22 protein-coding genes, 1 rRNA gene and 1 pseudogene are annotated in these 25,477 nt (G+C 71.4%); 22 read left to right on the plus strand and 2 right to left on the minus strand.

Going from position 1 to position 25,477, the window contains the following annotated elements; genetic code table 11:
* Positions 1-97 precede the first annotated feature (97 nt).
* Positions 98-1,185: pseudogene (locus G6038_RS18690) on the plus strand (lipase family protein).
* A gap of 12 nt (positions 1,186-1,197) precedes the next feature.
* Here G6038_RS18690 and G6038_RS18695 read toward each other — a convergent pair.
* Positions 1,198-1,914 carry an alpha/beta fold hydrolase gene (locus G6038_RS18695; protein WP_165039298.1) on the minus strand — a complete coding sequence of 239 codons (717 nt, stop codon included), beginning with the start codon at positions 1,912-1,914 and terminating at the stop codon, positions 1,198-1,200.
* Positions 1,915-2,032: 118 nt separating this feature from the next.
* Here G6038_RS18695 and G6038_RS18700 point away from each other — a divergent pair, with 118 nt between their 5' ends.
* Complete coding sequence (locus G6038_RS18700; RefSeq protein ID WP_165039299.1) at positions 2,033-3,844, plus strand: pyruvate kinase; 1,812 nt, start codon at positions 2,033-2,035, stop codon at positions 3,842-3,844.
* Between the two features lie 22 nt (positions 3,845-3,866).
* Here G6038_RS18700 and G6038_RS18705 read toward each other — a convergent pair whose 3' ends face one another.
* Positions 3,867-4,220, minus strand: coding sequence for a DUF1844 domain-containing protein (locus tag G6038_RS18705; protein WP_165039300.1), 354 nt, complete (start codon positions 4,218-4,220; stop codon positions 3,867-3,869).
* A 357-nt stretch (positions 4,221-4,577) separates the two neighbouring features.
* On the opposite strand from G6038_RS18705, the gene infC reads away from it, so the two are divergent.
* From infC to G6038_RS18805, 20 genes are all read left to right on the plus strand, one after another.
* Positions 4,578-5,237 carry a translation initiation factor IF-3 gene (gene infC / locus G6038_RS18710; protein ID WP_029543898.1) on the plus strand — a complete coding sequence of 220 codons (660 nt, stop codon included), beginning with the start codon at positions 4,578-4,580 and terminating at the stop codon, positions 5,235-5,237.
* 89 nt (positions 5,238-5,326) lie between these two features.
* The gene (gene rpmI / locus G6038_RS18715) at positions 5,327-5,521 is read left to right on the plus strand and encodes a 50S ribosomal protein L35 (protein ID WP_006936506.1); all 195 of its coding nucleotides are present in this window, start codon (positions 5,327-5,329) and stop codon (positions 5,519-5,521) included.
* Between the two features lie 64 nt (positions 5,522-5,585).
* Positions 5,586-5,972: a 50S ribosomal protein L20 gene (gene rplT, locus G6038_RS18720; protein WP_003937964.1), complete on the plus strand. Its 387-nt coding sequence runs from the start codon at positions 5,586-5,588 to the stop codon at positions 5,970-5,972.
* A gap of 56 nt (positions 5,973-6,028) precedes the next feature.
* Positions 6,029-6,841, plus strand: a complete 813-nt coding sequence (locus G6038_RS18725) for an RNA methyltransferase (protein WP_165039301.1) — start codon at positions 6,029-6,031, stop codon at positions 6,839-6,841.
* A 108-nt stretch (positions 6,842-6,949) separates the two neighbouring features.
* Positions 6,950-8,020, plus strand: coding sequence for a phenylalanine--tRNA ligase subunit alpha (gene pheS / locus G6038_RS18730; protein WP_165039302.1), 1,071 nt, complete (start codon positions 6,950-6,952; stop codon positions 8,018-8,020).
* A gap of 52 nt (positions 8,021-8,072) precedes the next feature.
* Positions 8,073-10,562 (plus strand): phenylalanine--tRNA ligase subunit beta, encoded by a 2,490-nt coding sequence (gene pheT / locus G6038_RS18735; protein ID WP_165039303.1) that lies wholly within the window; start codon positions 8,073-8,075, stop codon positions 10,560-10,562.
* Positions 10,563-10,590: 28 nt separating this feature from the next.
* On the plus strand, positions 10,591-10,977 hold the full coding sequence (locus G6038_RS18740) for a hypothetical protein (protein WP_165039304.1): 387 nt from the start codon (positions 10,591-10,593) through the stop codon (positions 10,975-10,977).
* A gap of 60 nt (positions 10,978-11,037) precedes the next feature.
* Positions 11,038-12,111 carry an N-acetyl-gamma-glutamyl-phosphate reductase gene (gene argC, locus G6038_RS18745; RefSeq protein WP_165039305.1) on the plus strand — a complete coding sequence of 358 codons (1,074 nt, stop codon included), beginning with the start codon at positions 11,038-11,040 and terminating at the stop codon, positions 12,109-12,111.
* Complete coding sequence (gene argJ, locus G6038_RS18750) at positions 12,108-13,364, plus strand: bifunctional glutamate N-acetyltransferase/amino-acid acetyltransferase ArgJ (RefSeq protein WP_165039306.1); 1,257 nt, start codon at positions 12,108-12,110, stop codon at positions 13,362-13,364. Before argC ends, argJ begins: the two co-directional genes overlap by 4 nt.
* Entirely contained in the window at positions 13,361-14,305 is a 945-nt protein-coding gene (gene argB, locus G6038_RS18755; protein WP_165039307.1) for an acetylglutamate kinase, read from the plus strand. Before argJ ends, argB begins: the two co-directional genes overlap by 4 nt.
* Positions 14,302-15,489 carry an acetylornithine transaminase gene (locus tag G6038_RS18760; RefSeq protein WP_165039308.1) on the plus strand — a complete coding sequence of 396 codons (1,188 nt, stop codon included), beginning with the start codon at positions 14,302-14,304 and terminating at the stop codon, positions 15,487-15,489. Before argB ends, G6038_RS18760 begins: the two co-directional genes overlap by 4 nt.
* Before the next feature lie 4 nt (positions 15,490-15,493).
* The gene (gene argF, locus G6038_RS18765; protein ID WP_165039309.1) at positions 15,494-16,423 is read left to right on the plus strand and encodes an ornithine carbamoyltransferase; all 930 of its coding nucleotides are present in this window, start codon (positions 15,494-15,496) and stop codon (positions 16,421-16,423) included.
* A gap of 11 nt (positions 16,424-16,434) precedes the next feature.
* Complete coding sequence (locus G6038_RS18770; protein ID WP_165039310.1) at positions 16,435-16,950, plus strand: arginine repressor; 516 nt, start codon at positions 16,435-16,437, stop codon at positions 16,948-16,950.
* Between the two features lie 59 nt (positions 16,951-17,009).
* A complete protein-coding gene (locus G6038_RS18775) occupies positions 17,010-18,209 on the plus strand; it encodes an argininosuccinate synthase (protein ID WP_006936483.1) in 1,200 nt (399 codons plus the stop codon).
* 50 nt (positions 18,210-18,259) lie between these two features.
* On the plus strand, positions 18,260-19,681 hold the full coding sequence (gene argH, locus G6038_RS18780) for an argininosuccinate lyase (RefSeq protein ID WP_165039313.1): 1,422 nt from the start codon (positions 18,260-18,262) through the stop codon (positions 19,679-19,681).
* 127 nt (positions 19,682-19,808) lie between these two features.
* Positions 19,809-22,772 carry an AMP-binding protein gene (locus G6038_RS18785; protein ID WP_165039314.1) on the plus strand — a complete coding sequence of 988 codons (2,964 nt, stop codon included), beginning with the start codon at positions 19,809-19,811 and terminating at the stop codon, positions 22,770-22,772.
* Between the two features lie 43 nt (positions 22,773-22,815).
* Positions 22,816-23,049, plus strand: coding sequence for a Trm112 family protein (locus tag G6038_RS18790; protein ID WP_100057745.1), 234 nt, complete (start codon positions 22,816-22,818; stop codon positions 23,047-23,049).
* A gap of 2 nt (positions 23,050-23,051) precedes the next feature.
* On the plus strand, positions 23,052-23,669 hold the full coding sequence (locus G6038_RS18795) for a DNA-3-methyladenine glycosylase (protein ID WP_165039311.1): 618 nt from the start codon (positions 23,052-23,054) through the stop codon (positions 23,667-23,669).
* 7 nt (positions 23,670-23,676) lie between these two features.
* Positions 23,677-24,954 (plus strand): tyrosine--tRNA ligase, encoded by a 1,278-nt coding sequence (gene tyrS / locus G6038_RS18800; RefSeq protein ID WP_165039312.1) that lies wholly within the window; start codon positions 23,677-23,679, stop codon positions 24,952-24,954.
* Positions 24,955-25,416: 462 nt separating this feature from the next.
* Positions 25,417-25,477 (plus strand): 16S ribosomal RNA (locus G6038_RS18805); the annotation flags it as partial.

Raw genomic sequence — 25,477 nt, forward strand, 5'->3', positions numbered from 1 at the left:
CGGCGTCGACGCGCCGCGGACCGCGAAGGGGGATCGGGTGGCACGGACGTTCTCCGGTGGTCGTGTCCGTGGGGTCGTCGCCGCGCTCGTGCTGGCGATGCTGCTCACGGCCGGGGTCGCGGCGGCCCGGCCCGCGGGCAGCGAGACCGACCCGCCGGGCACCGTCGTCCGGGTCGATCCGTTGCCGAGGCAGTGGTGGCTGCCGGGCTCGTCCGCCGCGTCGGTGGTCACCTACCGCACCACCGGACCCCGCGGGTGCCGGCCCTGAGCACCGGCGCGGTCTTCGTGCCGTCGGGCGCCGCGCCCACCGGCGGCTGGCCGGTGGTGTCGTGGGGACACGGCGCGGTCGGGATCGCGGACCGGTGCGCCCCGACCGTCGACGGCCGCATCGACAACGGATACCTGGCGCACTGGCTCGCCCAGGGATACGCGGTCGTCGCCACCGACTACACCGGTCTCGGCACCCCCGGCCTCCACGCCTACCTCGACGGGCCGTCGGAGGCCCACGCCCTGATCGACATGGTGCGCGCCGCGCGGACGGTGGAACCGTCCCTCGGGTCGCGCTGGGTCGCACTCGGCCAGTCGCAGGGCGGCCAGGCCGCGATGGTCGCGGCCTCCCGCGCGACCCGGTACGCACCCGAGCTCGACTACCGCGGCGCCGTCGCGCTCGGCGTGCCGTCGAACATCGAGCACCTCGTGCCGTTCGGTGACCCGCGCTTTCCGCCGCTACCGCTGACCGGCACCACCGTGTTCATCGCCTACCTGCTGGCCGGGATGCGCGCGACTCGCCCCGACGTCGACGTCGACCGCTTCCTCAGCCCGCGGGGCCGCGAGGTCCTCGCCCGGCTGGAGGACCTGTGCTACCAGGAGGCGGCGGCCGAGTTCGGGGATCTGTCGATCGGCGACCTGCTGGCGCGACGCACCGACGATCCCGCCCTCGTCGCGGCTGCCCGCGAGATGCTCGAGATCCCCACCCGCGGCTACGACCGTCCGTTGTTCCTCGGCCAGGGCCTGACGGACACCGTCACCCCGGCGCCGTTCACGTTCAAGCTCGTCGCCGACCTGACCGCGGCCGGTGAGCGGTTCGTGTTCCGGTCGTATCCCGTCGGGCACTTGGAGACGATGCGGGCGTCCCTGTCCGACGTCACAGCGTTCGTCCGGGATCGGTTCGCCGCGGACCGGTAGCGAGCGACCGCGTCAGTGGCGCCCCGCCGTATCGATCGCCGCCGCGTCGATCGCCGCCGCGAGATCGGCGGGACGGGACCACATCGGCCAGTGACCGGTCGGCAGGTCGACGTACTCCACGTCGGTCAACCGGCCGAGCTCGGACGCCACCGGATGCCCCGACCGGGTCATCCGCGGGACCGCCCCGGACGGGAAGCTGCTGCACACGACGGTGGTCGGCACCGCCAGGCGGGCGTCGTCGCGCAGGGCGAGCGGAGTCCGCGCCGGACCGGCCGGATGCGGCACCGCCCGCTCCCGGAACCGCCGCAACACAGGTTCGTCCAGTCCCTGGAGGCTGTTGCCGTCGGCTTCGAGTTCCGCCCACGGCGGCAGCGGGACCTCGACCTCCGAGGCGTCGAGGTCGGGGCGCAGCGCGGTGCCGTGCGGCAACGGACCGGAGTCGACGTACACCAGGCAGGCCACGTCCCTCGGGACCCGGTCCGACGCCGCGTACGCGACCGGGCCGGCGCCGCTGTGCGCGACGAGGATCGCACCGCCCGCCACCGCATCCACGACGGCGCCGACGTGGTCGTCGAGGGTGACGCCGGAGCGGTCGGTCCGCACGGACCCGAGCCCGGGCAGAGTCAGGGCGTCGACCCTGTGCCCACGCGCCCGCAGGTCCTCCGCGACGCCCTCCCATGCCCATGCGCCGAGCCAGAATCCGGGAACAAGGACCACGTGTGCACCCACGACACCCATCCTCGGGGATGCGGGGGGCGGCGCGGGTCACCGACACGGTCGCCCGCAGGAACGACATTGTTCAACCGGGCGCAAACCCCGCGAAACTCCGCGCCCCTACGGTGGGCGCATGACCGGTGCGCACGGCGACCTCGCGGCCCTCGCCGCCGCGCTCGACGAGCTGCGGGACGGCCTCGTCGCCGCCGCGGACGCCGACGAGCGCTGGGCGCAGGCCCACCCCGAGCACCGCGCCGGCGCGGAGAACCTGGCGCACTACGTCGCCCTGCGCCGCCGGGACATCCGCGAGTTGCAGTCCGACCTCGCCGCGTGGGGGCTCTCGTCCCTGGGACGCGCCGAGGCTCACGTGCTGGCCTCCGTCGACGCGGTACGCCGGGCCGTGGGCAGCCTCGCCGACCTGCCCGAGATCGATGCCCGACCCTGTCCGGTCGATTTCGTCACCGGTGAGCGCCTGCTCGAACGCCACGCCACCGCACTGCTCGGTCCCGTCCACGGCGGCCGCCGGACCCGCATCATGGTGACGCTGCCGAGCGAGGCGGCCACCGACGCCGAACTCGTCGACCGCATCGTCGGCGCCGGCGCCGAACTCGTCCGGATCAACTGCGCGCACGACGAGCCGGACGCGTGGGCCGCCATGATCGACCACGTGCGCCGCGCCGAACGGGCCCACGGCCGGCACGTCACCGTCACGATGGACCTCGCCGGCCCGAAGCTGCGCACGGGTCCCGTCGCGCCCGGTCCCGCGGTCGTGCACGCCAAACCCGAACGGGACGCGCTCGGCCGCACCGTCGCACCCGTCCAGGTGCGCCTCACCCGCCCGGGCTGCCCGGCCGCCGCGGGCGAGGTCGTCGTCCCCGTCACCGACGAGTTGTGGCTGGCCCGGCGCCGGCCCGGCGACCGCATCGCCTTCCGCGACACCCGGGGCTCCAAGCGCATGTTGGTCGTCACCGGCACCGCCGCCGGGGACGTGCGCACCGAGCTGACCGACACCGCCTACCTCGTGCCCGGCACCCGGCTGACCGCGCGCGGCGACGCCACCGCCGTCGCGGCCCTCCCCGCGCGCGAACGCAGGCTCACCCTGCACGTCGGCGACGAGCTGATCCTGGATCCGGATCTCACACCCGCCGACCCCGACGCCTTCCCGCCCCGCATCGGCTGCACCCTGCCCCGGGTGTTCGAGGACACCCGGATCGGGCACCGGATCTTCTTCGACGACGGCCGGATCGGGGGGATCGTCGAGGAGGCCGCTCCGGAGCGGCTGCGGATCCGCATCACCGACGCGGACCTGCGTGGCTCCCGGCTGGGGACGGCCAAGGGCATCAATCTGCCCGACACCGAGCTGCGGCTGCCGGCGCTCACCGACGAGGACCTGGACCGGTTGCCGTTCGTGGTCGCGCACGCGGACGCGGTGAGCCTGTCCTTCGTGCGCAGCGCCGTCGACGTTGCGCGCCTGCAGGACCGGCTCGCCGAGCTGGGCGGCGCGCGGCTCGGGGTGATCCTCAAGGTGGAGACGGTGGCGGGGTTCGAGAGCCTGCCGTCCATCCTGTTCGCAGCCCTGCACTCGCCGCGGGTCGGGGTGATGATCGCGCGCGGCGACCTCGCCGTCGAGGCCGGTTACGGCCGGCTGGCCGAGGTGCAGGAGGAGATCCTGTGGGTGTGCGAGGCGGCGCACGTCCCGGTGATCTGGGCGACGCAGGTCCTCGACACTCTCGCCCGGACCGGCCGGCCGTCGCGCGCGGAGATCACCGACGCCGCGGCGTCCGGCCGGGCCGAGTGCGTGATGCTCAACAAGGGCCCGTACGTCGACCACGCGGTGCGATTTCTCGGCGACGTGCTGGGCCGGATGGCCGACCATCAGCGCAAGAAGGACTCGCTGCTGCGGCGCCTGCGGGCCTGGGAGGAACCGGGCGTGCCGCTGCGCTGAGACCGGCCCGGCCGAGGCCGGGTCAGAAGACCGGGCCGGTGTACTTCTCGCCCGGGCCCTTGCCCGGCTCGTCCGGGTAGGCCGACGCCTCCCGGAAGGCCCGCTGCAGCGCCTGCAGCCCCTCGCGCAGCGGCCCGGCGTGCGGACCGAGGTACTCCACGGACGCGGTGACCAGCCCGGCGAGGGCGGTGATCACCCGGCGTGCCTCGTCCAGGTCGCGGTGGGTGCCGGCCTCGGGATCCTCGTCGGCCAGGCCGAGCTTCTCGGCGGCGGAACTCATGAGCATCACGGCGGCGCGGCTGATCACCTCGACGGCCGGGATCTCGCCCAGGTGCCGGACGTCACCGGTCACGGTCGGATCGGGGGTGTCGGTCATGGGTCCACGATCCCACCCGCGTCTCGCTGCCACGGGGGCGGGTCGGGCCGCGGCCGGCGATTCGATCGACGGCCCGAAGTTTGCTAGGCTGTGAATCACGACCGTCCGCGTGCTCTGCGCGTGGGCAGCAAAGTGGAGTCCGACTCCCACCTCTGTGCGGCACATGACCTGGTCATGACCTTCGCTCAGTGGTCCGGTCCGCCGCCCACCGGGATATCCGGGGAGCGTGCGCCCCGAGTGATCGGGGGACGAGAGCGCACGACCTTCGTGTCGTGGGGTCCGTCGGGCCGGTCGGTATTCGGACCCCGCCCGGTGCGCAAGCACCGTCGGCGGGGTTTTTCGTCGGAAGTCGGCCCCATGTGCTGCGGCGCGGTCACCCGGACCGCACCGCTCTACCTAGGAGGCCCCATCAGCGCTGAGACCCGCATCAACGAACGCATCCGAGTTCCCGAGGTCCGACTCGTCGGACCGGGTGGGGAACAGGTCGGAATCGTGCGTGTTGAAGATGCACTCCGCCTGGCATTCGAAGCCGATCTCGATCTGGTCGAGGTGGCCCCTGACGCCCGTCCGCCGGTCTGCAAGATCATGGACTACGGCAAGTTCAAGTACGAGGCTGCCCAGAAGGCGCGCGAGTCGCGCAAGAACCAGCAGCTGACCGTGATCAAGGAGCAGAAGCTCCGGCCGAAGATCGACGACCACGACTACGAGACCAAGAAGCGCAACGTGGTGCGCTTCCTCGAGGCCGGGTCGAAGGTCAAGGTGACGATCATGTTCCGCGGCCGCGAGCAGTCCCGCCCCGAGCTCGGGTTCCGGCTGCTGCAGCGCCTCGGCGCCGACGTCGCCGATCTCGGCTTCATCGAGACCGCCCCCAAGCAGGACGGTCGGAACATGACCATGGTCCTGGCCCCGCACAAGGGCGCCAAGACCCGCGCCAAGGCGCAGGAGACCGCTCAGGCCTCCGTCGCCAGGCCGGCTCCTGCCGCGGACAAGCCCGCGGCAGGCGACGGCACCGCGTAGCTCCGCCGGTCGACCGGGCTCACCGCCCGGCCGGCCGCTGCGCGCAAGCCGGACGAACACGAGTAAATCCCCGACGAACTGAGGACCCCATGCCCAAGTCGAAGACCCACAGCGGCACCGCGAAGCGATTCAAGGTGTCCGGCAGCGGAAAGATCCTGCGCCAGAAGGCCGGCCGCCGCCACCTGCTCGAGCACAAGTCCTCCCGGGTGACGCGTCGCCTCGACGGCAAGGCCGCCGTGTCCGACGTCGACGCCCCGCGCGTCAAGCGCATGCTCGGCATCTGAGCTTCTTTCCCCGACCGACCCCCGGGGGCGATCGACTGCCCCCCGAGATTGACAGGACATATCAGTGGCACGCGTGAAGAGGGCCGTCAACGCCCAGAAGAAGCGCCGTTCGATTCTCGAGGCTTCCAAGGGCTACCGCGGGCAGCGCTCGCGTCTGTACCGCAAGGCCAAGGAACAGCAGCTCCACTCGCTGACCTACGCCTACCGCGACCGTCGCGCGCGCAAGGGTGACTTCCGCAAGCTGTGGATCAGCCGCATCAACGCCGCGGCCCGCGCCAACGACATCACCTACAACCGCTTCATCCAGGGCCTGAAGGCCGCGGGTGTCGAGGTGGACCGCAAGATCCTCGCCGAGCTCGCCGTCTCCGACGCCGAGGCGTTCGCCGGCCTGGTCGCCGTGGCCAAGGCCGCGCTGCCCGCCGACGTCAACGCGCCGGCCGACGCCGCCTGAGCGCAGCGCCGAACGCCGAGACGACGCTGAACGACCGACCAGCACAGGAACGACCCGTGGACCCGCTCACCGAGCGCACCCCACGGGTCGTTTCTGCTGTCAAACTCCTGCGCACTTCGGACCGCCGCAAGGCCGGCCGCTTCCTCGCCGAGGGCGAGAACTCCGTCGGCGAGGCCCTCGCGACCGCCGTCGTACACGAGGTGTTCGTCACCGAGGCCGCCGCCGCCCGCTATCACGATCTGCTCGACGCCGCCCGGCGCCGACGGGTGCCGGTCTCCACCGTCACCGAGCGCGCTTCCGCCCGGCTGTCGGACACCGTCACCCCGCCGGGCATCGTCGCCGTGTGCGATCTGCTCGACGTGCCGCTCGCCCGGGCCCTGACCCCGGCGCCGCGGCTGCTCGCCGTGCCCGTCGAGATCGCCGAGCCCGGAAACGCCGGCACCGTCATCCGCGTGGCCGACGCCGTCGGCGCCGACGCGGTGGTCCTCGCCGGCGACAGCGTCGACCCGCACAACGGCAAGTGCGTCCGCGCCTCCGCGGGCAGCGTGTTCCACCTCCCGGTCGCCCGGGAACGCGACACCGGCACCGTCCTCGCCGCGCTCGCCGCCGCCGGACTCCAGGTGCTCGCCACCGCCGCCGACGGCGAGGTCGATCTCGACGAGGCCGACGAGCTGCTCGCCGCCCCCACGGCGTGGCTGTTCGGCAACGAGGCGCACGGCCTCGACCCGGCGGTCGCGGCGCGGGCCGACCACCGGGTGCGCATCCCCATCCGCGGCCGCGCCGAATCGTTGAACCTTGCTACCGCCGCGTCGATCTGCCTGTACGCAAGCGCCCGCGTGCAGCATCGCGCCGACAGGGCCGTGCCCTAGCGCGGCCCGGCCATCGCCTAGGATTCGGGTGCTGCGCTGGCGCGATCCGTTCGACGCCGAACGTGGCACCACACCCACCGTTCGCCCGAAGAAGGAGTTGCACCGGTCGTGGCCAAGAATGAGGGCGGCACCCCGCCGGCAGTCGATCCGAGCGCCCTGAGCGAGGAGTCGCTCGCCGCGTCCACGCAGGCCGCGCTGGCCGCGTTCGCCGCCGCCACCGACCTCGACGCGCTCGCGCAGGCCAAGATCGACCACCTCGGCGACAAGGCCCCCGTCTCCCTCGCCAAGCGCGCCCTGGGCGGCCTGCCCGGCAACCAGCGCGCCGACGCCGGCAAGCAGGTCAACGCCGCCCGCGGCGCGGTCACCGCGGCCTTCGACGAACGCCGCACCGAGCTCCTCGCCGAGCGCGACGCCGCGGTCCTTGTCGCCGAGGCCATCGACGTCACCCTGCCCGCAAACCGCCGGCCTACCGGCGCGCGGCACCCGATCACGATCATCTCCGACCAGATCGCCGACGTGTTCGTCGGCATGGGCTGGGAGGTGGCCGAGGGCCCGGAGGTCGAAACCGAGCACTTCAACTTCGACGCGCTGAACTTCCTGCCGGACCATCCCGCCCGCACGATGCAGGACACCTTCCACGTCGCGCCGGAGAGCTCACGGCAGGTGCTGCGCACCCACACCTCGCCGGTGCAGGTGCGCACCATGCTGCACCGCGACATCCCGATCTACGTGGTGTGCCCCGGCCGCACCTTCCGCACCGACGAACTCGACGCCACCCACACCCCGGTGTTCTCGCAGATCGAGGGCCTGGCGGTGGACAAGGGCCTGACCATGGCCCACCTGCGCGGCACCCTGGACGCGTTCGCCCGCGCCCTGTTCGGGCCCGAGACCCGCACCCGGATGCGCCCCAACTACTTCCCGTTCACCGAGCCGTCCGCCGAGGTGGACGTGTGGTTCCCGAACAAGAAGGGCGGTGCCGGCTGGGTCGAATGGGGCGGCTGCGGCATGGTCAACCCCAACGTGCTGCGCGCGAGCGGCATCGACCCCGACCAGTACACCGGCTTCGCATTCGGGATGGGCCTCGAACGGACCCTGCAGTTCCGCAACGGCATCTCCGACATGCGCGACATCGTCGAGGGTGACGTCCGATTCACCCTGCCCTTCGGCGTGCAGGGCTGACGCCCCCGACCCGAGATCCGACCACCGAACCGACCGAAAGAGCTGAGCACAAGTGCGAGTAGCGCAGTCCTGGCTGACCGAGATCCTGCAGCGGGCCACCCCCGAGTGGAACGTCACTGCCGAGGAACTCGACGCGGGATTCGTCCGGGTCGGACTCGAGGTGGAGGAGGTCGACATCCTCGAGCGCCTCGACGGCCCCCTCGTCGTCGGCCGTGTTCTCGAGATCACCGAGCTCACCGAGTTCAAGAAGCCCATCCGCTTCTGCCAGGTCGAGGTGGGCGAGGACGCCCCGCGCGGCATCGTGTGCGGCGCCCGCAACTTCACCGAGGGTGACCTCGTGGTCGTGGCGCTGCCCGGCGCGGTGCTGCCCGGCGGCTTCGCCATCGCCTCCCGCAAGACCTACGGCAGGGTCTCCGACGGGATGATCTGCTCCGTCGCCGAACTCGGCATCGGCAAGGACCACTCCGGCATCCTCGTCCTCGAGGAGGGCACCGCCGACCCGGGTACCGACGCCAACGACCTGCTCGGCCTCGGCGACACCGTCATCGAGCTGAACATCACCCCCGACCGCGGCTACTGCTTCTCGCTGCGGGGCCTGACCCGCGAACTCGCGTGCGGCTTCGACCTCGAGTTCGCCGACCCTGCGCACGTCGTGCCCAATCCGGCCGACGGCGGCCAGACCTACCCGATCCGGCTCGAGCCGGAGACCGGCGCCACCCGCTTCGCCGCCCGCAAGGTCAGCGGCATCGACCCCAAGGCCGTGTCCCCGTGGTGGCTGCAGCGGCGGCTGCTGCTGTCCGGCATCCGCCCGATCTCCCCGGCCGTCGACGTGACCAACTACGTGCTGCTCGAGCTCGGCCAGCCGCTGCACGCCTTCGACGCCGCCACCCTCCAGGGTGAGCTCGTCGTGCGGCGCGCGAAGGCGGGGGAGAAACTGACCACCCTCGACGGCATCGAACGCGACCTCGACCCCGAGGACGTCGTCATCACCGACGACTCCGGCGTGATCTCCCTGGCCGGGATCATGGGGGGCGTCGCCACCGAGGTGAGCGGCACGACCACCGAGGTCCTCCTCGAGGCCGCCACCTGGGATCCGCTGGCCGTGTTCCGGAGCGCGCGGCGCCACAAGCTGGTCAGCGAGGCGGGCAAGCGGTTCGAGCGCAACGTCGACCCCGAAGTGGCGCTGCCGGCGCTGGACCGGGCCGCGTCGCTGCTCGTGGAGATCGCCGGTGGCCGCGTCGAGCCGGTCCTGACCGACATCTCCGTCCCCGTCGAGCCGGTCTCGATCCGCATGGACATCGACCTGCCCGACCGCACGGCCGGGGTCACCTACCCGACCGGCACCGCCGCCCGCCGGCTCACCCAGATCGGATGTGGCGTCGAGGTCGGCGTCGGCCCGGACGGGCACGGCCAGCTCGTGGTCACGCCGCCCACGTGGCGACCCGACCTGCGCCAGCCGGCCGACCTGGTGGAGGAGGTGCTGCGGCTCGAGGGGCTCGAGCAGATCCCGTCCGTGCTTCCCTCCGCCCCCGCCGGCCGCGGACTGACCCCGAGCCAGAAACGGCGCCGCGCCGTGGGCCGCGCCCTGGCCGCCGACGGCCACGTCGAGGTGCTCGCCCCCGTCTTCCTGCCGGCGCACGTGTTCGACACGTGGGGGCTCGACGCCGACGACCCTCGCCGCACCACCACCACCGTTCTCAACCCGCTCGAGGCCGACCGCCCCGAGCTGGCGACGACGCTGCTGCCCGGCCTGCTCGAGGTGCTCGCCCGCAACGTCTCCCGAGGTCAGCGCGACCTGTCGCTCTATGCGATCGCGCAGGTCGTCCTGCCCGGACCGGACACCCGGCCGGTACCGCCGCTGCCGGTGGACCGTCGCCCCACCGACGAGCAGATCGCGCTGCTCGAGGGGTCGCTGCCCGCGCAGCCCGTCCACGTCGGGGCGGTGCTGTGCGGCCTGCGGGAGCCCGCCGGGCCGTGGGGCCCGGGGCGGCCCGCGGACGCGACCGACGCGTTCGCCGCGGCGGAGACCGTCGCGGCAGCCGCCGGGGTGCGGCTGCAGCGTCGCGCGGCGCAGTACCTGCCCTGGCATCCGGGCCGCTGCGCGGAGCTGCTTGTCGACGGTGTCGTCGTCGGCCACGCCGGCGAGCTGCACCCCGCGGTGCTCGAGCGCGGCGGCCTGCCCGCCCGCACGTGCGCCTTCGAACTCGAACTCGACGCGCTGCCGATCGTGGAGTCGCTGCCGGCGCCCGAGGTCTCCCCGTTCCCCGCCGTCCTGCAGGACGTCGCCGTCGTCGTGGCCAGGGAGGTCCCGGCCGCCGACGTCGAGGGAGCGCTGCGCGCGGGCGGCGGCGAACTGCTCGAGGACATTCGCCTGTTCGACGTGTTCGAGGGGGCGCAGGTCGGGGAGGGCCGCAAGTCGCTCGCCTTCGCGCTGCGGTTCCGGGCGGCAGACCGCACGCTCACGGAGGACGAGGCCAGCGCCGCCCGCGCCGCCGCCGTCGCGTCGGCGTCCGCCGCCGTCGGTGCCGAACTGCGGCACTGATCCGCGCTTGCGGACGTAGCCTGGGAGCATGACCACGGATCCGTCATCGCCCGACCCCGACGCTCCGGACACTCCCGTGCCCGACGTCACGCCGGCCGAGCCCGGTTCTCCGTCCGTCCCGGACGTGACACCGGCGGAACCGGGCTCGCCGTCGGTGCCGGACGTCCCGCCGTCCCCGGCCGGGCCGGACGTGACCCCCGCCGAGGGGGAGTCCTCCGGTTACACCTCGGCCGGAGTGCCCACGTTCGACTCGGTCCGGGAGAAGATCGAACGCCGCGCAGGCACTGCGATCGGTGCGGAGGAACTCGCCCGCGAGAGCGCGGCGGGGCGCACGCTCGAGGAGCAGTTCGACGAGCGCCGACGCGCCGCCGCCGACAAGCTGACCGAGATCCGCCGCTCCCTGGCCGAGGGTTGACCCGGTCCGGTCCGACCCACCCGTATGAATGAAGTTGCATGATGATGCATAATCAATCGTATGGGTAACTCACCGGAATTCACGGCGACCGCACAGTCACCGATTCGGGTCGCCGTCGCAGGGGCCAGCGGGTACGCGGGCGGCGAGATCCTGCGCCTGCTTCTCGGTCATCCCGCCTACCAGGACGGCCGGCTCGTCGTCGGCGCGCTCACCGCCGGCGGCAACGCCGGCGCGACGCTCCGCGAGTTCCATCCCCACCTGCTCCCGCTGGCCGACCGCATCCTCGGCGCCACCGATCTCGACACCCTGACCGGCCACGACGTCGTGTTCCTCGGTCTGCCCCACGGCCACTCCGCCGTCATCGCCGAGCAACTGCCCGACACCACCGTCGTCATCGACTGCGGCGCCGACTTCCGTCTGTCCGAGCCGGCCGACTGGCAGCGCTGGTACGGCGGCGACCACGCAGGAACCTGGCCCTACGGCATGCCCGAGCTGCCCGGCAAGCGCGAGCACCTGATCGGCGCCACCCGCATCGCGGTCCCCGGGTGCTATCCCACATCGGCCACCCTCGCCTTGGCCCCCGCCGTCGCGGCCGGCATCGTCGAGCCGAGGGTCCAGGTCGTCGCCGTGTCCGGCACCTCCGGCGCCGGCAAGTCCCCCAGGGTCGACCTCCTCGGCTCCGAGGTGATGGGCTCGGTCCGGGCCTACGGCGTCGGCGGAGCACACCGGCACACGCCCGAGATCAAGCAGAACCTCGCAGCCCTGACCGACGCCGCCGTCACCGTCTCCTTCACCCCCGTGCTGGCGCCGATGCCCCGCGGCATCCTCGCCACCTGCACAGCCCCCACCACGGCCACCGCCGACGAGGCCCGGGCCGTGTACGAGAAGGCCTACGCCGACGAGCCGTTCGTCCAGGTGCTGCCCGCAGGGGTGCTGCCCACCACCGGTGCGGTGCTCGGCTCCAACGCCGTGCAGCTCGCCGTCACCGTCGACCCCGACGCCGGCGTCCTCGTCGCCATCGCCGCGCTCGACAACCTGACCAAGGGCACCGCCGGCGCGGCGGTGCAGTCCATGAACCTGGCACTCGGCCTGCCCGAGACCGCCGGCCTGTCCACCGTGGGAGTCGCCCCGTGAGCATCGACAGACACTCCACCGACGAGCACCTCTACGCCGACGCCGTCGACATCGCCGGCGGACGCCTGATCCGCACCCAGGGCGTCACGTCGCCCGCCGGGTTCCGCGCCGCGGGCATCCCCGCCGGCATCAAAGCCTCCGGCAACCCGGACCTCGCGCTGGTCTTCAACGAGGGCCCGGAGCTGACCGCCGCCGGCGTGTTCACCACCAACAAGATCAAGGCCGCACCCGTGCTGTGGTCGCAGCAGGTCCTCACCTCCGGGGCCCTGCGCGCGGTGATCCTGAACAGCGGCGGTGCCAACGCCTGCACCGGCCCCGGCGGTTTCCAGGACACCCACGCCACCGCGGAGAAGGTCGCCGAAACCCTCAGCAACTGGGGCACCGAGACCGGTGCGGGCGAAATCGCCGTGTGCTCCACCGGACTCATCGGCGACCGGCTGCCCATGGGCAAGGTCCTCGCCGGCGTGGAGGAGATCGTCCACGAACTCGCCGGCGGCATCTCCGGCGGCACCGACGCCGCCTACGCCATCATGACCACCGACACGGTGCCCAAGCAGGCGGCCCTGCACCACGCCGACAAGTGGAACGTCGGCGGCATGGCCAAGGGTGCCGGGATGCTCGCCCCCGCCCTGGCCACCATGCTGTGCGTCGTCACCACCGATGCCGTCGCCACCGCCGAGCAACTCGACCGCGCCCTCCGTGCCGCCACCCGGCTGACGTTCGACCGCCTCGACGTCGACGGCTCCACCTCCACCAACGACACCGTGCTGCTGCTCGCGTCCGGTGCCAGCGGCATCACTCCCACCCAGGAGCAGCTCGACGCCGCCGTCCTCGCCGTGTGCGACGACCTCGCCGGGCAGATGATGGCCGACGCCGAGGGCGTCACCAAGCGGGTCACCGTCACCGTCCGCGGTGCCGCAACCGAACAGGACGCCCTCGTCGGCGCGCGCACCGTCGCGCGCGACAACCTCGTCAAGACCGCCCTGTTCGGTTCCGACCCCAACTGGGGGCGCGTCCTCGCCGCGATCGGCATCGCCCCGATCGACCTCGACCCGAACCGCATCTCCGTCACCTTCAACGGCTCCCCGGTGTGCATCGACGGTGTCGGCGCCCCGGGTGCCCGCGAGGTCGACCTCTCCGGCCCCGACATCGCCCTCGACATCGACCTCGGCGTCGGCGACGCCGAGGTGACCATCCGCACCACCGACCTCTCCCACGGATACGTCGAAGAGAACTCGGCCTACTCGTCATGACCGGAACCGAGACGACCACCGATCCCATCGCGCAGCTCACCGCCCACCAGAAGGCGTACGTCCTCGCCGAGGCCCTGCCGTGGTTGCAGAAGTTTCGCGACAAGATCGTCGTGGTCAAGTACGGCGGCAACGCCATGATCGACGACGACCTCAAGCGCGCCTTCGCCGCCGACATGGCGTTCCTGCGCACCGTCGGCGTCCATCCCGTCGTCGTCCACGGCGGCGGACCGCAGATCAACGCCATGCTGAAGCGACTGGGCATGGCAGGGGAGTTCCGCGGTGGTTTCCGCGTCACCACCCCCGAGGTGATGGACGTCGTCCGCATGGTGCTGTTCGGCCAGGTCGGCCGCGAACTCGTCGGCCTGATCAACGCCCACGGCCCGTACGCCGTCGGCATCTCCGGCGAGGACGCCCACCTCTTCACCGCCACCCGCCGCACGGTCGTCGTCGACGGCGAGGACACCGACATCGGTCTCGTCGGCGACGTCACCTCCGTGGACCCCGCCGCCGTCCACGACCTCATCGCGGCCGGTCGCATCCCCGTCGTCTCCACCATTGCCCCCGATGCCGACGGCGTGGTCCACAACATCAACGCCGACACCGCCGCCGCCGCACTCGCCGAGGCGCTCGGCGCGGAGAAGCTCGTCGTCCTCACCGACGTCGAGGGCCTCTACACCGACTGGCCCGACCGCAGTTCCCTCGCCACCAGCATCGACGCCGACGCCCTCGCCGATCTGCTGCCGTCCCTCGACGCCGGCATGGTCCCGAAGATGGAGGCCTGCCTGCGAGCCGTCCGCGGTGGCGTGCCCACCGCCCACGTCATCGACGGACGCCAGCCGCACTCGGTGCTGCTCGAACTCCTCACCGAGGAAGGCATCGGCACGATGGTCACTCCCACCCACCCCCGGACGACCGAGCCCACCCAGGAAGGCACCTCATGACCGGCACCTCCGAACTCCAGCAGCGCTGGGCCGGGTCGCTGATGAACAACTACGGCGTCCCCAAGGTCGCCCTCGTCGCCGGCGACGGTGCCGTCGTCACCGACGCCGACGGCAAGCAGTACCTCGACCTGCTCGGTGGCATCGCCGTCAACGCGCTCGGTCACCGCCATCCCGCCATCCGCGAGGCCGTCACCGCGCAACTCGACACGCTCGGCCACGTGTCCAACCTCTACGCCAGCGGACCCGTCGTCGAACTCGCCGAACGCCTCCTCGCGCACTTCGGGCACCCCGGCCGGGCGTTCTTCTGCAACTCCGGCACCGAAGCCAACGAAGCCGCATTCAAGCTCGCCCGGCTCACCGGACGCCCCAAGATCATCGCCGCCGAGAAGGCCTTCCACGGCCGCACCATGGGCGCCCTGGCACTCACGGGCCAGCCCGACAAGCGCGCCCCGTTCGAACCCATGCCCCCCGGCGTCGAATTCGTCCCCTACGGCGACGCGGACGCCCTCGACGCCGCCGTCGACGAGAACACCGCCGCCGTGTTCCTCGAACCGATCATGGGAGAATCCGGCGTCGTCGTGCCCCCCGAGGGCTACCTCGCCCACGCCCGCCGCATCACCGCCGAACGCGGGGCGCTGCTCGTCCTCGACGAGGTGCAGACCGGCATCGCCCGCACCGGCACGTTCTTCGCCCACCAGGCCGTCGGCATCGTGCCCGACGTGATGACCCTCGCCAAGGGGCTCGGCGGTGGCCTGCCCATCGGCGCCGTCGTCGCCACCGGACCGGCCGCCGAGTTCTTCCAGCCCGGCAAGCACGGCACCACCTTCGGCGGCAACCCGGTGTGCGCCGCCGCCGCGCTCGCCGTCCTGCGCACCATCGACGAGCAGGACCTGCTCGCCCACGTCGACGCCGTCGGCAAGTCCATCGCCACCGGCATCGAAGCGCTCGGACACCCCCTCGTCGACCACGTCCGAGGCGCCGGCCTGCTGCTCGGCATCGTCCTCACCGACACCAAGGCACCCGCCGTCGAAGCGGCCGCCCGGGACGTCGGCTATCTCGTCAACGCCGCCGCCCCCGACGTCATCCGTCTCGCGCCGCCGCTGATCCTCACCCAGGAACAGGCCGACGGATTCGTCGCGACGCTGCCCTGCGTGCTCGACGCCGCCCAGCAGGAAGGAAACTAGACCCATGGTGAAGCACTTCCTCAAGGACGACGACCTCACGCCCGCGCAGCAGACCGAGGTCCTCGACCTCGCCGCGGCCCTGAAGAAGGCGCCGTTCTCGGCCCGTCCCCTCGAGGGCCCGCGCGGCGTCGGCGTCATCTTCGAGAAGAACTCGACCCGCACCCGCTTCTCCTTCGAGATGGGTGTCGCCCAGCTCGGCGGCCACGCCGTCGTCGTCGACGGCCGCACCACCCAGCTCGGACGCGAGGAAACCCTGCAGGACACCGGCCGCGTCCTGTCCCGCTACGTCGACGCCGTCGTCTGGCGCACCTTCGGCCAGGACCGGCTCCAGGCGATGGCCGAAGGCGCCACCGTGCCCCTCGTCAACGCCCTCTCCGACGAGTACCACCCCTGCCAGGTCCTCGCGGACCTGCTCACCCTCCGCGAGCACAAGGGTGAGCTGCGGGGGCTGAAGCTGACCTACCTCGGCGACGGCGCCAACAACATGGCGCACTCGCTGCTGCTCGGCGGCGTCACCGCCGGCATCGACGTCACGATCGCCGCCCCCGGCGGTTTCGTCCCGAACCCCGCCGTCGTGGACGCGGCCCGCGCCCGCGCCGCCGAAACCGGGGCGCGGATCACCCTCACCGAGGACCCGCGCGTCGCCGTCGCCGGCGCCGACGCCCTCGTCACCGACACCTGGACCTCCATGGGTCAGGAGAACGACGGACTCGACCGCGTCGGTCCCTTCCGCCCGTACCAGGTCAACGCCGAGCTGCTCGCGCTCGCCGACCCGAACGCCGTCGTGCTGCACTGCCTGCCCGCCCACCGCGGCGACGAGGTCACCGACGAGGTTCTGGACGGACCGCAGTCGGTGGTGTGGGACGAGGCCGAGAACCGCCTCCACGCCCAGAAGGCGCTGCTCGTGTGGCTGCTCGAGCAGCGCGAACGGTAACCGTGAGCAGCGTGGCCGAACCGTCGAGCGGCACCGGACCGGCCGGCGCCGCCGCGGCCCCGACCCGCGCGGCCCGGCAGGCCCGGATCACCGCGCTCGTCGCCACCCACGCGATCCGCAGCCAGCCGGAACTCGCCGCGCTGCTGGCCGCCGAAGGCATCGAGGTGTCCAACGCCACCCTCTCCCGCGACCTCGAGGAGCTCGGTGCGGTCAAGCTCCGCGGCGCCGACGGCGGGCCCGGAGTGTACGTCGTCCCCGAGGACGGGAGCCCCGTCCGCGGCGTGTCCGGAGGCACCGACCGGCTCTCCCGCCTCCTCGGCGAACTGCTGGTCTCCACCGACTCGAGCGGCAACATCGCCGTGCTCCGCACCCCACCCGGAGCAGCGCACTATCTGGCCAGCGCACTCGATCGGGCATCATTACCCGAAGTGGTCGGCACCATCGCCGGCGACGACACCATCGCGGTGATCGCGCGCGAGCCCCTCAGCGGAGCCGACCTCGCCGCGAAGATCGAATCCCTGGCCTGATCCGATCGCGCACCGAGCACCGATAGACGCAAGTTCAATCAAGAAGGAGCACAAACACAATGGCCGATCGCGTCGTACTCGCCTACTCGGGCGGGCTGGACACCTCCGTCGCCATCAGCTGGATCGGCAAGGAGACCGGCAAGGAGGTCGTCGCCGTCGCCATCGATCTCGGCCAGGGCGGCGAGGACATGGAGGTCGTGCGCCAGCGCGCCCTCGACTGCGGCGCGGTCGAATCCGTCGTCGTCGACGCCAAGGACGAGTTCGCGGAGGAGTACTGCCTGCCGACCGTCCAGGCCAACGCCCTCTACATGGACCGATACCCGCTGGTCTCCGCGATCAGCCGCCCCCTGATCGTCAAGCACATCGTCAAGGCTGCCCGCGATCACGGCGGCACCGTCGTCTCGCACGGCTGCACCGGTAAGGGCAACGACCAGGTCCGCTTCGAGGTCGGCTTCGGCGCCCTCGCCCCCGACCTCGAGGTCATCGCCCCCGTCCGCGACTACGCCTGGACCCGCGAGAAGGCCATCGCCTTCGCCGGCGAGCACAACCTGCCGATCAACGTCACCAAGAAGTCCCCGTTCTCGATCGACCAGAACGTGTGGGGCCGTGCCGTCGAGACCGGCTTCCTCGAGGACCTGTGGAACGCCCCCACCAAGGACGTCTACGACTACACCGAGGACCCCAGCCTCAACTGGCAGGCCCCCGACGAGCTGATCATCACCTTCGAGAAGGGCGTGCCCACCGCGATCGACGGCCGACCGGTCACCGTGCTCGAGGCCATCCAGGAACTGAACCGCCGCGCCGGCGCCCAGGGCGTCGGCCGCCTCGACATGGTCGAGGACCGGCTCGTCGGAATCAAGAGCCGCGAGATCTACGAGGCCCCCGGCGCGCTCACCCTCATCCACGCCCACCAGGAGCTCGAGCACGTCACCCTCGAACGCGAACTCGGCCGGTACAAGCGCCGCGTGGAGGAGCGCTGGAGCGAGCTGGTCTACGACGGCCTCTGGTACTCGCCGCTGAAGTACGCGCTCGACGCGTTCGTCCAGAACACCCAGGAGCACGTCTCCGGCGACATCCGGCTCGTCCTGCACGGCGGCCACATCGCCGTCAACGGCCGCCGCAGCGCCGAATCGCTGTACGACTTCAACCTCGCCACCTACGACGAGGGCGACAGCTTCGACCAGTCCAATGCCAAGGGCTTCGTCCAGATCCACGGCCTGTCCTCCAAGGTCGCCGCCAAGCGGGACCTGGGCCTGTAGTCATGGCCGCCCACGACGCCGAAGGCATCCGGAGCCACGATGGCGAAGGCATCCAGAGTCACGGCACCAACGAGGGCGCCCTGTGGGGCGGCCGGTTCGCATCCGGACCGGCCGCCGCCATGGCGGCACTGAGCAAGTCCACCCACTTCGACTGGGCGCTCGCCCCCTACGACGTCCGCGCCTCCAAGGCGCACGCGCGCGTGCTGCACAAGGCCGGCCTGCTCAGCGAGGCCGACCTCGCCACCATGCTCGACGGTCTCGACCGGCTCGGCGCCGACGTCGCCTCCGGCGCGTTCGTCCCGGCCGAGTCCGACGAGGACGTCCACGGCGCCCTCGAACGCGGGCTCATCGAGCGGGTCGGCCCCGACGTCGGCGGCCGGCTGCGAGCCGGCCGCTCCCGCAACGATCAGGTCGCCACCCTGTTCCGGATGTGGCTGCGCGACGCGGCGCGACGTATCGCCGACGGTGTCCTCGCCGTCGTCGACGCCCTCGCCGATCAGGCCGCCGCCCATCCCGCCGCGGTGATGCCGGGCAAGACCCACCTGCAGGCAGCACAGCCGGTGCTGCTCGCGCACCACCTGCTCGCGCACGCCCACCCGCTGCTGCGCGACGTGCAGCGGCTGCGGGACTTCGACGCGCGTGCGGCGGTGTCCCCGTACGGCTCGGGAGCACTCGCCGGCTCCTCCCTCGGCCTCGACCCCGACGCGATCGCTGCAGAGCTGAACTTCGACTCCGCCGCCGAGAACTCGATCGATGCCACTTCGGCACGCGACTTCGCCGCCGAGGCCGCGTTCGTGTTCGCGATGATCGCGGTCGACCTCTCCCGCATGGCGGAGGAGGTCATCCTCTGGAGCACCCCGGAGTTCGGCTACATCACCCTCGCCGACGAGTGGTCCACCGGATCGTCGATCATGCCGCAGAAGAAGAACCCGGACGTCTCGGAACTGACCCGGGGCAAGGCAGGTCGCCTCATCGGCAACCTCACCGGCCTGCTCGCCACCCTCAAGGCCCAGCCGCTGGCGTACAACCGGGACCTGCAGGAGGACAAGGAGCCGGTGTTCGACTCGGTCCTGCAGCTCGAGCTGCTCCTGCCGGCGATCACCGGTCTCGTGTCCACCCTGACGTTCCACACCGATCGCATGGCCCAGCTGGCACCCGCCGGTTTCACCCTCGCCACCGACATCGCCGAGTGGATGGTGCGCCAGGGTGTCCCGTTCCGCGTCGCCCACGAGGCGGCCGGGGCGTGCGTGCGGGCGGCGGAGGCGCGCGGCGTCGGCCTCGAGGAACTCACCGACGACGAGTTGACGGCGGTCGACCCCGCGCTGACGCCGCAGGTCCGCGAAGTGCTCACCGTGGAGGGATCCATCGCTTCCCGCAACGCCCGCGGCGGCACCGCGGGCGTCCGGGTAGGTGAACAGCTCGACGGAGTTCGTGCCGCCGCTCGCGCGCTGCGGGACTGGGTGCGCAGCTGACCGGCCCGCTCGGTGAACAGGGCCATCGCCTCGACGTAATGTGGCAGGCTGTCATTCCTGACAGGGTGGACACACGCAGAACTCGGCGGATGGGAAGAGGTTCGTGGCACTGGGCGGTGGATCGGTGATGGGGCCCCTGCGGCGCGTGGTGGCGACCGCGCAGAACGGCCTCGAGGTGGTCCGTCACGGCGGTCTGGAAACGGGGGCGACACCGTCGCCGTTCCAGATCGTCGAGCGGACCGGCATGTACAGGCTGCGGCACTACTACCCGGAATCCGACGCCGCCGAGAATGCTGCTCCGGTGGTGATGGTCCCCCCGATGATGATGTCGGCGGACGTGTACGACGTCACCCGCGAGACCGGAGCCGTCGGCATCCTGCACTCGATGGGTCTCGACCCCTGGGTGGTCGACTTCGGCTCCCCGGACCGGGAAGAAGGCGGGTGGGACCGCACCCTCACCGACCACATCATCGCCCTCGACGAGATCGTCGATCACGTGCACGAGTACACCGGCCGTGACATTCACCTGGCCGGGTACTCGCAGGGCGGCATGTTCTGCTATCAGGCCGCGGCCTACCGCCGCAGTCGGCACGTCGCCAGCCTGATCACCTTCGGCAGCCCCGTGGACACCCTGGCCGCCCTGCCTTTCGGGATACCCGAGGGCGTCGCCGTCCGGGCCGCAGACTTCCTTGCCGACCACGTCTTCAACCGGCTCGCCATCACCGGGTGGATGGCCAAGACCGGCTTCCAGTTCCTCGACCCCGTCAAGACCGTGCGCTCGCGCATCGAGTTCCTCATGCAGCTGCACGACCGGGAAGCCCTCCTGCCGCGCGAACCCCAGCGCCGCTTCCTCGACACGGAGGGGTGGGTGGCCTGGTCCGGTCCTGCAGTGGCCGAGTTGCTTCGCCAGTTCATCGTGCACAACCGCATGGTCAGCGGCGGCTTCGTCATCAACGACCGAGCCGTGAGCCTGGCCGAGATCACTTGCCCCATCCTCGCGTTCGTCGGCGAGGTGGACGACATCGGGCAGCCCCTCGCGGTGCGCGGCATACGCAAGGCCGCCCCCCGAGCTCAGGTGTTCGAATACTCCTTGCGCGCAGGCCATTTCGGACTCGTGGTGGGTGGCACCGCGGCGCGGCAGACCTGGCCCGCCGTCGGCGAATGGGTGCAGTGGCGGGAAGGGCACGGCGACCGGCCGGTCGGCGTCGGCCGGATGGCAATTCCCGAGCTGCACGCAGAAGGAGAGACCGGGGTCTCCGTCGCGACCCGCCTCACCCACACCGTCGCCACTATCGCCGAGGTCGGTGTGGAGGTCGGCAAGGGCATCGCCGACCTGGCTTCCGAAACGGTGCGCGGGGCCCGGGAGCTGTCGGGGGAGGCGGCCCGGGCTCTTCCGCGCCTGGCCCGGCTCGGGCAGATTCAGCCACGCACCCGCATCTCGCTCGCCAGCGTCCTGACGGAGCAGTGCCGCAAGGGGCCGCACCGCGAGTGCTTCATCTACGAGGACCGCGTCTACACCTTCGCCGACGTCAATCGGCGGATCGACAACGTGGTGCGCGGGCTGGTGCACTCGGGTGTCCGCCCCGCCGCCCACATCGGCATCCTCATGGACACCCGCCCCAGTGCCATGGCCGCGGTCACGGCCGTCTCCCGCATCGGCGCGGTGTCGGTCCTGCTCCCGCCCGGCCCCGACCTCGACGAGGCCATCCGCTCGGGCGCCGTCCAGAAGATCATCACCGATCCCGAGAACCTCCAGCAGGCGATCGCCACCGGCATCCCGGCCCTGGTCCTCGGTGGCGGCAGCATCCGCGAACTGGACATCCCTGCCGGCGCCGACGTCGTCGATCTCGAACACTTCGACATCACCACGGTCGAACTCCCCGGCTGGTATGCGCCCGACCCCGGTGTGGCGCGGGAACTCGCGTTCCTCCTGTTCACCGGGAGCGGCGACACCCTGGAGATGCGTCAGATCTCCAACCACCGATGGGCGCTCTCGGCCTTCGGTACCGCCACCGCCGCCGCGCTGGGGCGTGGCGACACGGTGTACTGCCTTGCCCCGCTTTATCATTCGTCCGGTCTCCTGGTCAGCTTCGGAGGCGCTCTCGCCGGCGGCTGCCGCATAGCCCTGTCCCACGGCCTGGACCCAGCACGCTTCAGCGAGGAAGTGCACCGCTACGGCGTCACCGTCGTCACCTACACCTGGGCGATGATGCGGGACATCCTCGACAGCCCGGCACTGCACATCGACGAGATCCACCCCGTCCGCCTCTTCATCGGCTCGGGCATGACGCCCGGCCTGTGGCGGCGGACCCTCGAACGCTTCGCTCCCGCCCAGGTGCTCGAGTTCTATGCCTCCACCGACGGCGAGATCGTCCTGGCCAACGTCTCGGGTGCCAAGATCGGATGCAAGGGGCGGCCGCTGCCCGGCAGCGCCGAGGCCCGCCTGGCCGCGTGGGACCCGACCACCGGGCGGCTGGTCGAGGACGCGCGGGGCTTCGTCCGCGAGAGCGCCGACGGCGAGGTCGGCCTCCTGCTCGGGCGGCCCAGCGCGTCGACGGAAGCGCTGCCCGGTGTCATGCGGGGAGTGTTCGAACTCGGCGACGTGTGGGTGCCCACCGAGAACCTCTTCCGGCGAGACCAGGACGGTGACTACTGGCTGCTCGACAGCAAGCACAGTGTCATCCGCACCCCGCACGGACCGGTGTACGGCCAGCCGGTGGTGGATGCTCTCGGCGGTATTCCGCGGGTCGATCTCTGCGTGGTATACGGCGTGCGCATCGGAGACACCGAGGTCGCCGTGGCCGCATGCACCCTGCGCGAGAACCGCGCGCCGAGCGCCGCCGAGATCACGGCGGCACTCGACGCGGTTCCTGCCCCGGAGCGGCCCGACCTGGTCCATGTCGTGCCGCACATCGCACTCGGGCCCACGTACCGGCCGATGTCCGGTGACCTGCCGGCGCGGGGCCTGCCGAAGCCGACGGTGCGGTCGTGGTTCGCCGACCCGGCGACCGGAACCTACAAGCGGTTCACCAAGGCGGTCGCGGCGAGATTCACCGGCGTCGGCGCAGGTCCGGCACCGGGCGCACGGTAGCCTGGGGGCCGTCCGCGTCCGCCCCACCTTCGAGAGGACCACCGTGGCTGTCGATCCCACGCTGCTGAGCATCCTGGCCTGCCCGCAGGACAAGGGGCCGCTGCTCCTCGTGGACGATTCGGTCCTCTACAACCCGCGGCTGCGCCGCGCGTATCCGATCGAGAACGGCATCCCCGTCCTCCTTGTCGACGAGGCCCGAGAGGTGACCGACGCCGAACACGAGGACTACGTCGCACGCGGTGTGGCCGGCTGGACCGAGGACCGGGTGGCGGACTGAGCGTGGCGTTCGAGCGGCTCACCGGGGTCGATCCGCTGACTGCGGCGCACACTATCCTCGGCGCCACGCTGTGCGCGGGCGAGGTGGTCCTGCGGATCACGGAGGTCGAGGCCTACGGCGGACCCGAGGACGGTCCCTGGCCTGATCCGGCGGCGCACTCCTACCGGGGGCGTACGCCGCGGAACGCGGTGATGTTCGGCCCCGCCGGCCATCTCTACGTGTACCGCAGCTATGGGCTGCACTACTGCGCGAACATCTCGGTCGGGCCCGACGGAGTGGCCGCGGCGGTGCTACTGCGAGGCGCCGAAGTAGTCGCGGGGGAGGCGATCGTCCGTGCCCGGCGAACGGCCGGGACTCCCGCACCGAACCTCGCCCGCGGACCCGGCAACCTCGCGGCCGCCTTGGGATTGACGCTGGCGGACAACGGGATCGATGTGCTCGACGACGGCGCGTCCGCGAGACTCACCCTGGGTGACGTCGACCGGGTCGCGTCGGGCCCACGCGTGGGCATCAGCGTCGCGGCCGAACGACCGTGGCGGCTGTGGATCCCCGGCGCCGTGGGTGTGTCGGCCTACCGGCGCAGCCCGCGCGCGCCGGCCGCTGCCCGCCGGATGGGATGATCGAGCGGTGACTGAGCACATCCTCGACGAACTGACCTGGCGTGGACTGATCGCCCAATCGACCGACCTCGACACACTCCGCCGCGATCTCGCCGCGGGCCCGGTCACGCTCTATGCCGGATTCGATCCCACCGGGCCCAGTCTGCATGCCGGTCACCTCGTGCCGTTGCTGGCCCTGAAGCGTTTCCAGCGAGCGGGCCACCGGCCCATCGTGCTGGCGGGCGGCGCTACCGGCATGATCGGAGATCCGCGGGAGGTAGGGGAGCGGACCATGAACTCGGCGGACACGGTCGCCGAGTGGGCCGACCGCATCCGCGGTCAGCTCGAGCGGTTCGTGGACTTCGACGAGTCGCCGACCAGCGCGATCGTCGTGAACAACGCCGACTGGACCTCCTCGCTCAGCGTCGTCGACTTCCTCCGCGATATCGGCAAGCACTTCTCCGTCAACGTCATGCTCGCTCGCGACACGGTGAAGCGCCGGCTCGAGGGCGACGGCATCTCGTACACCGAGTTCAGCTACATGCTGCTGCAGGCCAACGACTACGTGCAGTTGCGTCGCGAGCACGGGTGCACGCTGCAGGTGGGTGGGTCGGACCAGTGGGGCAACATCATCGCGGGCGTCGAGCTCAACCGACGGACCGACGGTGCCGCCGTGCACGCGCTCACCGTCCCGCTCGTCACCTCGGCCGACGGCAAGAAGTTCGGAAAGTCCACCGGCGGCGGAAGCCTCTGGCTCGACCCGGAGATGACCACGCCGTACGCCTGGTACCAGTACTTCGTCAACGCCGCCGACGCAGACGTCGTGAAGTACCTGCGGTGGTTCACGTTCCTGGATCAGGACGAACTCGCCGAACTCGAGACGGCGACGGCCGAGCGGCCGCAGGCGCGTGAGGCGCAGCGCCGCCTTGCCGCCGAGATGACGACCCTCGTTCACGGCGAGGCCAACACCCGAGCGGTCGAACTCGCGAGCCGGGCGCTGTTCGGTCGTGGAGAGCTGGCCGACCTGGACGAAGCGACCCTCTCGGCCGCGCTGGCAGAGGCCTCCGTTGCGGAAATGCGCGACGGGGAGCCCGGCACGATCGTGGACCTGCTCGTCGCGACGGGCCTGTGCGAGAGCAAGGGCGCTGCCCGACGCACGGTCAAGGAGGGGGGTGCCTCCGTGAACAACCAACGGATCTCGTCCGAGGAGTGGACCCCGTCGAGCGCGGATCTGCTGCACGATCGCTGGCTCGTCCTCCGGCGAGGCAAGCGCAACTTCGCCGGCGTGCGAGTCGAGCGCGGCTGAGCGACTACCGCCACCGCCGACGGGCCGCTGACCTGCGGATTTGACGGCCCGTTAGCGGTGGCGTAACTTTGTCGTCGTTCGAGCGACACGGACACCGACCCGGACCGAGAGGTACGGAAACCGGTTGCGTCCTGATCGTTCGAACAGCCAAAACGAAGATCGCAGACGGAGTTTGCGTCCGCGAGTTCGGAGTGTTAGGCTAGAACGGTTGCCCCGGAGCAAGGCGCGAAGGCGCTGAGCGATGGTGTGTGCGTGTTCTTTGAGAACTCAACAGTGTGCCGATGAATGTCAGTGCCAAATATTTTGTTTGGTGCGACCGCTCCTCTTTTCGGGGGGTGGTTGTTGCTGGCTGCCGCATTCTTCCGTCTGTGGTGGTCAGTGTTGTGCTAGTTTGAGTTTTTTGCTGGTGATTTGGCTCGATGTCTATGACTGATCGGCCCTTCGGGGTGTGATTGTGAGTCTTCAACGGAGAGTTTGATCCTGGCTCAGGACGAACGCTGGCGGCGTGCTTAACACATGCAAG

The organism is Rhodococcus sp. 14C212 (assembly GCF_011058195.1).
Classification (GTDB): Bacteria; Actinomycetota; Actinomycetes; order Mycobacteriales; family Mycobacteriaceae; genus Rhodococcus; species Rhodococcus aetherivorans.

Excerpts from the sequence above, each read along its gene's own strand:
- G6038_RS18700 (WP_165039299.1), top strand. The coding sequence starts at position 2,033 with ATGACCGGTGCGCACGGCGACCTCGCGGCCCTCGCCGCCGCGCTCGAC.
- G6038_RS18740 (WP_165039304.1), top strand. The coding sequence starts at position 10,591 with ATGACCACGGATCCGTCATCGCCCGACCCCGACGCTCCGGACACTCCC.
- G6038_RS18705 (WP_165039300.1), bottom strand. The coding sequence starts at position 4,220 with ATGACCGACACCCCCGATCCGACCGTGACCGGTGACGTCCGGCACCTG.
- argC (WP_165039305.1), top strand. The coding sequence starts at position 11,038 with ATGGGTAACTCACCGGAATTCACGGCGACCGCACAGTCACCGATTCGG.
- G6038_RS18775 (WP_006936483.1), top strand. The coding sequence starts at position 17,010 with ATGGCCGATCGCGTCGTACTCGCCTACTCGGGCGGGCTGGACACCTCC.
- rpmI (WP_006936506.1), top strand. The coding sequence starts at position 5,327 with ATGCCCAAGTCGAAGACCCACAGCGGCACCGCGAAGCGATTCAAGGTG.
- infC (WP_029543898.1), top strand. The coding sequence starts at position 4,578 with ATGTGCTGCGGCGCGGTCACCCGGACCGCACCGCTCTACCTAGGAGGC.
- argF (WP_165039309.1), top strand. The coding sequence starts at position 15,494 with ATGGTGAAGCACTTCCTCAAGGACGACGACCTCACGCCCGCGCAGCAG.
- argB (WP_165039307.1), top strand. The coding sequence starts at position 13,361 with ATGACCGGAACCGAGACGACCACCGATCCCATCGCGCAGCTCACCGCC.
- G6038_RS18785 (WP_165039314.1), top strand. The coding sequence starts at position 19,809 with ATGGGGCCCCTGCGGCGCGTGGTGGCGACCGCGCAGAACGGCCTCGAG.
- G6038_RS18760 (WP_165039308.1), top strand. The coding sequence starts at position 14,302 with ATGACCGGCACCTCCGAACTCCAGCAGCGCTGGGCCGGGTCGCTGATG.